This is a genomic window from Paenibacillus glycanilyticus NBRC 16618, from assembly GCF_004000805.1.
In the GTDB taxonomy this organism is placed as follows: Bacteria; Bacillota; Bacilli; order Paenibacillales; family Paenibacillaceae; genus Pristimantibacillus; species Pristimantibacillus glycanilyticus.
This window is the reverse complement of record NZ_BILY01000015.1, coordinates 142,392-152,802: the sequence shown is the minus strand read 5'-3', so window position 1 is coordinate 152,802 and position 10,411 is coordinate 142,392. Positions and strand designations below refer to the sequence as shown.

General features: G+C 49.8%; 6 protein-coding genes. 5 read left to right on the top strand and 1 reads right to left on the bottom strand.

Annotated features, from left to right (window positions below; all coding sequences use genetic code 11):
* Both PGL01S_RS14400 and PGL01S_RS14395 read left to right on the top strand, forming a co-directional pair.
* Positions 1-2,900: CARDB domain-containing protein (locus tag PGL01S_RS14400; RefSeq protein ID WP_127495304.1), on the top strand; the 2,900-nt coding region annotated here is incomplete at its 5' end.
* Between the two features lie 141 nt (positions 2,901-3,041).
* Positions 3,042-3,581, top strand: a complete 540-nt coding sequence (locus tag PGL01S_RS14395; RefSeq protein ID WP_127495303.1) for a GNAT family N-acetyltransferase — start codon at positions 3,042-3,044, stop codon at positions 3,579-3,581.
* Positions 3,582-3,653: 72 nt separating this feature from the next.
* On the opposite strand, the gene PGL01S_RS14390 is transcribed toward PGL01S_RS14395, so the two are convergent.
* Positions 3,654-4,508, bottom strand: a complete 855-nt coding sequence (locus tag PGL01S_RS14390; RefSeq protein WP_127495302.1) for a helix-turn-helix transcriptional regulator — start codon at positions 4,506-4,508, stop codon at positions 3,654-3,656.
* 170 nt (positions 4,509-4,678) lie between these two features.
* Between PGL01S_RS14390 and PGL01S_RS14385 the strand changes: the two genes are divergently transcribed.
* The 3 genes from PGL01S_RS14385 (at position 4,679) to PGL01S_RS14375 (ending at position 10,346) form a co-directional block, all read left to right on the top strand.
* A complete protein-coding gene (locus PGL01S_RS14385; RefSeq protein WP_127495301.1) occupies positions 4,679-7,063 on the top strand; it encodes an alpha-L-arabinofuranosidase family protein in 2,385 nt (794 codons plus the stop codon).
* Positions 7,064-7,156: 93 nt separating this feature from the next.
* Entirely contained in the window at positions 7,157-8,920 is a 1,764-nt protein-coding gene (locus tag PGL01S_RS14380; RefSeq protein WP_127495300.1) for a cache domain-containing sensor histidine kinase, read from the top strand.
* Entirely contained in the window at positions 8,895-10,346 is a 1,452-nt protein-coding gene (locus PGL01S_RS14375; protein ID WP_127495299.1) for a response regulator transcription factor, read from the top strand. Before PGL01S_RS14380 ends, PGL01S_RS14375 begins: the two co-directional genes overlap by 26 nt.
* Positions 10,347-10,411 lie beyond the last annotated feature (65 nt).

Here is a 10,411-nt window from a genome sequence, read left to right as displayed (position 1 = left end):
CAACGCCAACACCAACACCAACACCAACACCAACACCAACACCAACACCAACGCCAACACCAACACCAACGCCAACGCCAACACCGCCGGCAACCGATAACATCGCGATTGGCAAGACCATGACGGCATCCTCAAATACGCAATCGTTTGTAGCTTCGAACGCTAACGACAACAATACGGGCACGTATTGGGAAGGCGGCAGCAACCCAAGCACGTTGACGCTTGATCTCGGCAAAAACTACGATGTCACCTCCATCGTATTAAAGCTGAATCCGGCGAGCGAGTGGAGCACTCGCACCCAGACGATTCAAGTGCTTGGCCACAATCAGACGACAACAACATTCGGCAATCTTGTCTCCTCGCAGTCGTATACCTTTAACCCGGCTTCCGGCAACACCGTGACGATTCCGGTTACGGCTACGGTAAAACGGCTTCAATTAAACATTGCGTCCAATTCCGGAGCTCCGGCAGGTCAAATCGCGGAATTCCAGGTATTCGGCACGCCTGCGGCCAATCCGGATTTGACGATTACGGGCTTGTCCTGGTCGCCGGCGTCACCGGATGAATCCAGCGCAATTACGCTTAACGCAACGGTTAAGAATGATGGCAATGCCGGCTCCGCGGCAACTACCGTCAACTTCTACCTGAACAACGAGCTAGCCGGTTCTGCTGCAGTGGCGGCATTAGCTGCCGGTGCTTCTGCTCCCGTATCCGTCAATATCGGCAGCAAGACAGCAGCAAGCTACTCGGTCAGCGCGAAAGTAGACGAGAATAATGCCGTCATCGAGCTTAACGACAACAATAACAGCTATACGAATGCGGCGGCATTGGTGGTTGCGCCAATTGCAAGCGCCGACTTTGCCGGAACAACCTCATGGACGCCTAGCAATCCGGTAGCCGGCAATTCGATTGCCTTTACGGTAAATCTGAAAAACCAAGGTACCGTAGCTTCCGCTGGCGGCTCCCATGCCATTACCGTGGCCTTGAAAAATTCGGCCGGCTCCACAATCCAGACGTTTAGCGGCTCGTATAACGGTGCTTTAGCCTCGGGGGCTTCGGCTAATGTAAGCATTCCGGGCACTTGGACGGCCGTCAACGGCAATTACACCGTAACGACAACCATTGCAGCGGATGCCAATGAAGCGGCGTCCAAGCAAGGAAATAACGTAAGCACAACGAATCTGGTTGTTTACTCGGTCCGTGGCGCAAGCGTACCGTATACCCGGTACGATACGGATGACGCAACCCGCGGCGGCGGAGCAACGCTGCAATCCGCACCAACCTTTGATCAATCATTAACGGCATCCGAGGCTTCCGGGCAAAAATATATCGCGCTTCCTTCGAGCGGTTCCTATCTGCAATGGACCGTACGGCAAGGTGAAGGCGGAGCGGGCGTGACGATGCGCTTTACGATGCCTGACTCGGCGGACGGCATGGGTCAAAGCGGCTCCCTTGACGTCTATGTCAACAATGTGAAAGTGAAGACCGTAGCGTTATCCTCTTACTATAACTGGCAATATTTCTCGGGAGATATGCCGGCGGATGCTCCAGGCGGAGGACGGCCGTTGTTCCGCTTCGACGAGGTGCATTGGAAGCTGGATACTCCGCTTCAGCCGGGAGATACTGTTCGCATTCAGAAAGGAAATGACAGCATCGAATACGGGGTAGACTTCATCGAGGTCGAACAGGTTCCGACGGCAATTGCCCAACCGGCTAATTCGGTGTCCGTGACCGATTACGGCGCGATTGCCAATGATGGGCAAGATGATCTTACGGCTTTCAAAGCTGCGGTTAACGCAGCGGCAGCGGCCAACAAAACGTTATATATCCCTGCAGGCACGTTCCATCTCGGCAACATGTGGGAGATTGGCTCGGTCAGCAATATGATCAATAACCTGACGATTACAGGCGCGGGTTTTTGGTATACGAATATTCAGTTTACGAATCCGAACGCAGCCGGCGGGGGGATCTCGCTCCGGATTACAGGCAAGCTGGATTTCAGTAACGTCTACCTGAATTCGAAGCTTCGTTCCCGTTACGGTCAGAACGCGATTTACAAAGGCTTTATGGACAATTTCGGAACGAACTCCAAAATCCATGACGTATGGGTGGAGCATTTCGAATGCGGCTTCTGGGTGGGGGATTATGCCCATACGCCTGCGATTTACGCGAACGGGCTGACGATCGAGAACAGCCGAATTCGGAACAATCTGGCGGATGGCGTCAACTTTGCTCAAGGCACCAGCAATTCCATCGTTCGCAACAGCAATCTCCGCAATAACGGCGACGATGCTCTGGCGGTCTGGACGAGTAACACGAACGGCGCTCCCGCAGGCGTGAACAATACGTTCTCCTACAACACGATTGAGAACAACTGGCGCGCGGCGGGCATTGCGTTCTTTGGCGGCAGCGGACACAAAGCCGACCACAACGTGATTATCGATACCGTTGGCGGCTCCGGCGTCCGTCTGAATACGGTCTTCCCGGGCTATCATTTCCAGAACAATACGGGGATTACGGTCTCGGATACAACGATCATTAATAGCGGTACGAGTCAAGACTTGTATAACGGGGAGCGGGGAGCGATCGATCTGGAGGCTTCCAACGATTCGATCAAAAACGTGACCTTTACCAACATTGATATCATTAATGCGCAGCGTGACGGGATTCAATTCGGTTACGGAGGAGGCTTCGAGAATATCGTCTTTAACAACGTGACCATTGACGGTACCGGCAAAGACGGGGTAACGACGTCGAGGTTCTCTGGCCCGCATTTAGGGGCGGCCATCTATACCTATACGGGGAACGGATCGGCAACGTTTAACAATCTGGTTACGAGAAACATCGCCTATCCGAACGTGAACTACGTGCAAAGCGGATTCGCGTTAACTTTTAATTAGAGGAAAGGACCACGCCGATTGACTTGGAGTGGTCCTTTTTCAAGCGCGATTTACACAAACAAAACGTGGCGTTCATACAATCCCTCATGTCCTTTTATATACTTGAGAAGACGACTTTCAAGGACTAGGGTGATAGATACGATGATTAAAAAAAGAGATTTGCACGAATGCCACTCCTTGTATCATTTATTGGTTGATCCCGCTGTTTTCCCTTACGTTCGCTACAAACCCCAGTCGTATGAAGAATATTTATTCGCAACCAAGCAGTTGATCGTCGAAGAGGAGCAGGGCACCTGTATTTCAAGAACGATTCTGAATGAGACGGGACAACCCATTGGCAGTATCGATCTCTACGATATTGTTAACCATACAGGCTTCCTGGCTACATGGATCGGCATTCCTTATTTCGGCAAAGGGTATAACCAGCTGGCTAAGGATGCATTTTTCACGGAGCTTTTTCTGGAGCATGGGATTGAAACGGTATTTTTAAAAATTCGCAAGCAAAATATCCGATCGAAAAAAGCGGTCGAGAAGCTGCCCTATGTCACCTTAGCCAATGAGCTTAATCCGTATATGTATACTCGAATCAATCAGACCGAGCAAATCTATGATTTGTATCAAGTGGAAAGGTCGGCCTTTTTGGATAACAGCCATGTCATTCAGCAGGAGATTGCGACTTAATAGCATTCGTTTTTCTTTCGTCACAAAGCCATCCCTCGCGGGATGGCTTTGTGTGCTTGCTGGATGCGAATGTCAGGAATAAATGAGGTTGGCGCAAAACTGGCTTAAGCTATGACCGGTTTTCTTTTTAAACATGCGGCCAAAGGTATGGACATCCGAATAACCAACGCTTTCGGCGATTTCGCTGATTGTAAGGTTGGAATGGATAGCCAGCTCTTTGGCCTTATTTATTCGCAGCCAAGTTAAATATTGCATCGGTGACATGCCCATATACTTGCGGAATACGAGCAGCAGGTAGTTTTTGCTCCAGCCGCTAAGCACTTCCAATTCCTTGAGTTGCACATCCCGGGCATAGTGTTCGTGCAGATAATTTTTTACGAGCACGACTTGAGGTTTATTCGAGGCATCATTCTTAGCTTGTGCATTTTCCTTGTTACGCTGGGAAGCTTCGGCCAAGATGCGCATCAGCAGGCTTTGGCATCGCATTTGATGTATTATTCCGGGTTGTCTGTAAGAGGTGACCAGGTCGGATAGCATGTTGTTGATGGGATGGTCGGAATAGTTGCCGAGATAATGCTTGCTTTCATACAATTCGGGGATCGGAAATGGCGAGAGGCCAAAGTGAAAAACAATGGAAATGCAAACATACGGCTCCGAAGGATGAGGTAGAATTGAGTGCCGTTCCATGGGACGATGGAAGAGCAGGTCTCCTCGCTTTGTCGTATAAGGCGTGCCTTCGATGGGGTAGTCAGCTATGCCGTCAACGACATATTGAAGGACATACTGCTTCATCTCCCGGTTGCGAATTGCCCAATGGCTGGGGGCTGAGAACATATGGGCAAGCGTTATGTAAGGCGGGAAATAGTAATCGGGTAAGACGCCGATCGTTTCATTTGGTCCAAGCCCGGAGAGCTTATAATGATCCATAACGTATCCAGCTCCTTGTAGAGACAATGCTGATGGAATTATATCAGATCTGTCAGGTTGTTCTCTATGGATAGCAGGATAGGTCAGTTATAAGGCAGGATAATGAATTGTTTTCGCAGGCGCAACTCCTTAGAATCGTAAGAAAACGAGGCAAAGGAGATTCAATCGACATGAGCACGCAGCCGGTATTAACAGTACGCACGAAGGAACGAGGCGCGGAATTAGGCGACTTGTTCGGCATATTTTTCGAGGATTTGAATCATGCGGCGGATGGGGGGCTTTACGCGGAGCTTGTTCAGAACCGTTCCTTCGAATTTGATCCGATCGACCATCCCGATTACCACGCTTTCATGGGTTGGGAGAAGGTAGAAAGAGGCGGCGGACAGGCGGAAGCAACGATCGGGGAAAGCCAACCGATTAACTCGCGTATCCCTCATTACGCCGTAATTGATATTGCTGCGGAGGGGAATGGCGTTGGACTTATGAATCTTGGTTTCAACAGCGGTATTCCCGTCAAGCAAGGCGACCGTTATTTATTTTCCGTATTTGCGCGGCGTGACGCCAGCTTCCATGAACCTCTGACCGTCACGATTGAAGGGGCGGACGGTACTGTTTACGGCGAGGCGGCCATTGAGGTCCATTCATCGGAATGGATGAAATACGAGGCTGTAATAACATCAGCCGCGACGGATACGGGCAGTCGTCTTGTTCTTTTGACAAAAGGGCAAGGGAAGCTGTATCTCGATATGGTATCGTTGTTCCCGGAGAAAACTTATCTTAAGCGTCCTGGGGGCTTAAGAGAAGATATTGCGAAGCTGCTTGCCGACCTGAAGCCGAAGTTTATGCGTTTCCCGGGCGGCTGCCTCGTGCATGACGGCTCCTTAAACCCGGATGACCGAAATTCGATGTACCGGTGGAAAAACACGATTGGCCCCGTTGAGCAAAGACCGGCCAGAAGGAACAACTGGCGCTACAATCAGACGCTGGGTCTTGGCTATTACGAATATTTTCAATTATGCGAGGACATCGGCGCCAAGCCAATCCCGATTCTGCCGGGCGGCTATGATCCGCATCACAACCGAATCGTTCCGATCGAGGAGCTGTCGCCATGGATCCAGGATGCGTTAGACCTCATTGAATTCGCTAACGGCGATGCTTCGACTACATGGGGAGCGATTCGCGCGGAGCTGGGTCACCCGGAGCCGTTTGGGCTTGAGTATATCGGAATCGGCAACGAAGAGGTTGGGGAACCGTTCTTCGAACGATACCCGTACTTCCATCGCGCCATCAAAGAGAAGTATCCGGCAATGAAGGTGATAAACTCCTCGGGGCCATTTGCCGCGGGAACGGAATATGAACGCGGCTGGCAATCTGCCAGAGAACATCAATCGGATCTGGTGGACGAGCATTATTACAGTTCGCCGGAATGGTTCCTGGCCAACTACCATCGCTATGACAACTTCAAAGCGGATGACCCGAAAGTGTTCCTCGGCGAATATGCCTCGTGGGGGAACACGTATTATAACGCGCTTGCCGAAGCAGCTTATATGACGGGGCTTGAGAAAAACGCGCATGCCGTAGGACTTGCCTGTTATGCACCGCTCCTGTGCAACGTCGATTACGTGAATTGGAAGCCGGATATGATCTGGTTCAACAATCATGAGGTTTACGGCACGCCTAACTATTATGTGCAGCAGCTGTTTATGCATCATCAAGGGGATCAGCTCATCACGATCGAAGCAAGCGGTCTGGAAGCTGCTCCTAACGATATGAAGAAGCCGATTAACGGAGCTTTATCCCTTGAGACGGATCGCTGCTCCTTCCGTTATTGGGATATCGTGCTGGTGAACAACGACAACGGAGAAGTGAAAAAGCTGAACAATGGTTTGCCTTGCACGCTTTCCGATACGGAAGAAGACAGACGGAACGGGACGTCGGTCAAGGCAATTGATCTAGGGGAAACGGATTGGGAGAACTACACGATAACCTTGAAAGCGCAAAGAATGAGCGGACCTAAAGGCTTTAATCTCAAGTTCGGGCAAACGGATGAGAAGAATAAGCAAATCTGGGAGTTTGGCGGCTGGCAGAATCAGGATTCGATTATTGCCTCCCATATCAATGGAAGAGGCTCCGTCCTCACTCAAAGCCTTTTTAACGTAGAAGATCATAAAGAATACGACTTGAAGCTGGAAGTGTCGGGTCGTCGGATACGCGCATGGATTAACGGCGAGCTCATTAATGAGACGGAAGATGCACTGCCGGTCATCGAGCCTTTGTATTATTCCGCCAGCTATGATCGCACAACCGGCGATACCATCGTAAAGGTTGTGAATGTACAAGACAACTCCGTGAACGCTGACGTGGTGCTGGAAGATTTGCAGAAACCGTTCCTGAATGTTGATATCCACGAGATGTCCGGCCATTCGCTGGATGACGAGAATACATTCGAAGCGCCTGACCGGGTATCCCCGAAGCAGAGCCGTATCCGTGTCCAAGGCAACAGGTTTGCGTACGATTTTCCCAAGCATTCCATTACGGTATTTAGAGTGAAATAAAGCAAGTTTTCGAAAAAATCGCCTAAAAAGCGGTTTTTTTGTTGTTTCGTCTATTTGAGATCCATACAGCTGTTATTCGAAAAGGGGATCGTTATGCTGAACCGGATATGGAAGCCCAGCTTAATGAGGCAGATCTTGATCTTGATTGCGCTTATGCTGGTCACGCTGCTTATTACGTATATCATTACGAACCGCATTGCCCAGCAAATTATCGAACGGAAGGTAACCGCGTCCGTCAATACCATCCTGCAGCAGGTGAACGAGAAGATGACGAGCTTCGACAGCGACATGCAGGGAATCTCGACCTTCTTGTTTTATAGCCCTACCGTGCAGACTTATATCAAAGCGGACGATATGCTGGACCGGGTATTAATAAACCGCGAAGTGCTGTCGGTGTTCGCCAACACGATGTCGATGAAATCCAATATTAGAGGGATTCAGCTGTATGACCGAAGCGGGAAGCTGATGACAAGGCTTGGCGAGGGTCAGGACGAGACGACGGCACCCGTGCAGACGATGTCCTATTCCGGGTTGGTTAATCTGGATGACCGTCCGACAGAGCATTTTTACATCATTACGGCTCCGATCTACGGACTGGACAGCAACCATATCGCAACGGAATACCGGGGCACCGGCCGTTACGTGATGGATGTCTCTAACCTGAGCCCGATTCTGAGAAGCGCAAAAGTGACGGCCAACTCCCGGGTTATGCTATTGGACCGGAACGATCATATCTTAACCAGCGAAGGCAAGGTGTCCAGCAGCGATTCGGTGAACGTAGGCAAGTGGAAGGCGAACTCGAAATTTATCGTCCAGTCCATTACGCTTGCTCCTTCCGGCTGGAAGCTGATCAGTATCATTCCGAAGAGCGAGCTGCTTAACGAGCTGGGAACGGTTAAACGGATTAATATTACAACCTACGCCATTATGTTCGGCATTCTGTGCATGTTCCTGCTTATTTTCTTCACCCGGATACTCAAGCCCATTAAATCGTTGATGGATTTCATCAAATCCTATCCGAAAAACGGAGAGGATAGCCGCTATCAGGTCGTTCATAAAAACGAGATCGGCGTGCTTGGCCAAAAGCTGAACAATATGCTGGACGATATCAGCGAGCTAAGTGACGAGGTCCGATCTACCCAAATCCGAATGCTGGAAATTGAGCTGGCCAAAAAACAAATGGAAATATCGGCCTTCCGGAACCAGATCAATCCGCATTTTCTCTATAACACGCTGGAAAGCATCCGCGCCATGGCCTTTTACCATGATGTCCGCGATATTGCGGATATTTCCGAGTCTCTGTCGCGCATGTTCCGCTATGCGGTGAAAGGGAGCAACTTTGTGACGATTGCGGAGGAGCTGGCCCACATTAGGGAATATGCGAGAATAATAGATTTTCGTTTCAGAGGGCGGTTTAAGATCGTTACCCGCTGCGAAGAGAATTTGCTGAACGAGACGATGCTCAAAATGTTATTGCAGCCGCTTGTTGAAAACGCGGTATTTCATGGGCTGGAACGGAAGCTGGGCGAAGGAGAGGTGTTGATCGATATCCATAGATCCGCCGATCACCGGATCCATGTTCTTGTTCAGGATAACGGCTACGGCATGAGTGAGAGCCAGCTGCAAGAAATAAGGGAAGGCTTTACCGGCGTCCAGGAATTTGTCTCGGGGGAACAAGGGAAGCAAAAGGGGATCGGAATCTCCAATATCTACAACCGCACGTTTTTATTCTATGGCGATGCTGCAACGCTTGAGGTTGACAGCGTGTTAAATAAAGGGACGTGCGTCAGGATTTCTTTCCCGCCGCACGTCAACGAGGGAGGAAACGAACATGTATCGCGTGTTAATCGTGGATGATGAGCCTTGGGTCGCTTACGGCATATCAAAGCTTATTGATTGGGAGTCGGAAGGGTTTCAGGTTATTGGCGAAGCTTACGACGGTTCATCTGCTTTGCGGTTTATTGAGGAGCATCGTCCCGAAGCGGTAATATCGGATATCCGGATGCCGGGGCTTAACGGAATTGAACTGCTGAATGAAATAGCCAAGCAAAAGCTCGAGACGGAAGTTATTCTTGCGAGCGGGTATTCCGAATTTGAATATGCCCAGCAGGCGTTGCGGCTTGGCGCATTCGACTATTTGCTTAAGCAAATCGAGAAGGAACAGCTGATCGAAACGATCGGGCGTTTGAGAGGCTATTTGGAGCAAAAAAAGCTGGATGCCGGCGACCCCGATGCACAGCTTAACGATTTGTTTGAACTGCTGGATGCCGATGGTCATACTACGATCGGTCAGTACATGCGCAATCGGGGGATAAAGCCGGAGCATCCAAATGTTCTGCTCATCAATGCTCTATTTCCGTATGCTACGGCGACGGATTCCTCCGAGAGAGTTGCGGAAATGCCTGAGATGAATGCCCATGTCATGAGAACGGGCTCAAACAAGCTGTCCTATATTTTGCAGTATGATGAAGCCTTGCATGCCAAGGAGCTGTTGGATTTTATAACCGGCAGTCTTAATGATGCGAGCCATATCGGAATCAGTATGCCGGCTGATTTGTCTTATCCGCTTTCAAAGATGTTTCATGCGGCGGATATCGCGTTATTCACTTCATGCTTTTATCCGGATCAACGGATTGTCCGTTATAAAGAGAATGAGGCAATGGCCGCCGGGATCTCGGGAACTATGCTGCAGCTGGAGCTGAGCATGAAAGAACGAAAACTATCGGGTATGCAGGAATGCCTTCAACGGCTGATGGAGCAATGCCGGGGCATGCAGCTGGACCAATTCGCCAGCGTGTACAATCAGATCATTTCGCTTATCCATAAGTATTACAGCCAGGCAAGCTCGCAGCAGGATATAGAATTTCTGACTTACGATCAGCTGGCAAGGACATATTCTTCGATAGATGCCGTATTTGAGAGGTTGAAAAATGGCTTCGAACTGGAAGGTAAGCCTGATCTCCCGGTAATAAGCGGGCAGGTTAAAGCGGTAATGGACTATATCGATTCAAGCTTTACGGAGGATATTATGCTGGGGGCTATCGCCAAACGTTTTAATCTGAGCCTTAGCTACCTTAGCTTCCTGATTAAGAAGGAGACGGGAACCTCTTATTCGGACTATATTACGGGCAAAAGAATCGCGCTTGCTAAAGAGCTGCTGAAGGAAAGCTTTATATCCGTTCACGAGGTTGTGGAGCGGGTCGGCTACAAAGATTATTTTCATTTCAACAAGCTGTTCAAGAAGCATGTCGGGTTAACGCCAAGCAAATTCAGAAAGTTATGAAAGCGCTATCTACAATCCGCACCAATTTGCAAAATTACAAACATATGGCTGAGGGCTGGATCCAA

Bases quoted from the DNA above. Each gene is read 5' to 3' on its own strand.
- PGL01S_RS14375 (WP_127495299.1), top strand. From the start codon at position 8,895: ATGTATCGCGTGTTAATCGTGGATGATGAGCCTTGGGTCGCTTACGGC.
- PGL01S_RS14395 (WP_127495303.1), top strand. From the start codon at position 3,042: ATGATTAAAAAAAGAGATTTGCACGAATGCCACTCCTTGTATCATTTA.
- PGL01S_RS14390 (WP_127495302.1), bottom strand. From the start codon at position 4,508: ATGGATCATTATAAGCTCTCCGGGCTTGGACCAAATGAAACGATCGGC.
- PGL01S_RS14380 (WP_127495300.1), top strand. From the start codon at position 7,157: ATGCTGAACCGGATATGGAAGCCCAGCTTAATGAGGCAGATCTTGATC.
- PGL01S_RS14385 (WP_127495301.1), top strand. From the start codon at position 4,679: ATGAGCACGCAGCCGGTATTAACAGTACGCACGAAGGAACGAGGCGCG.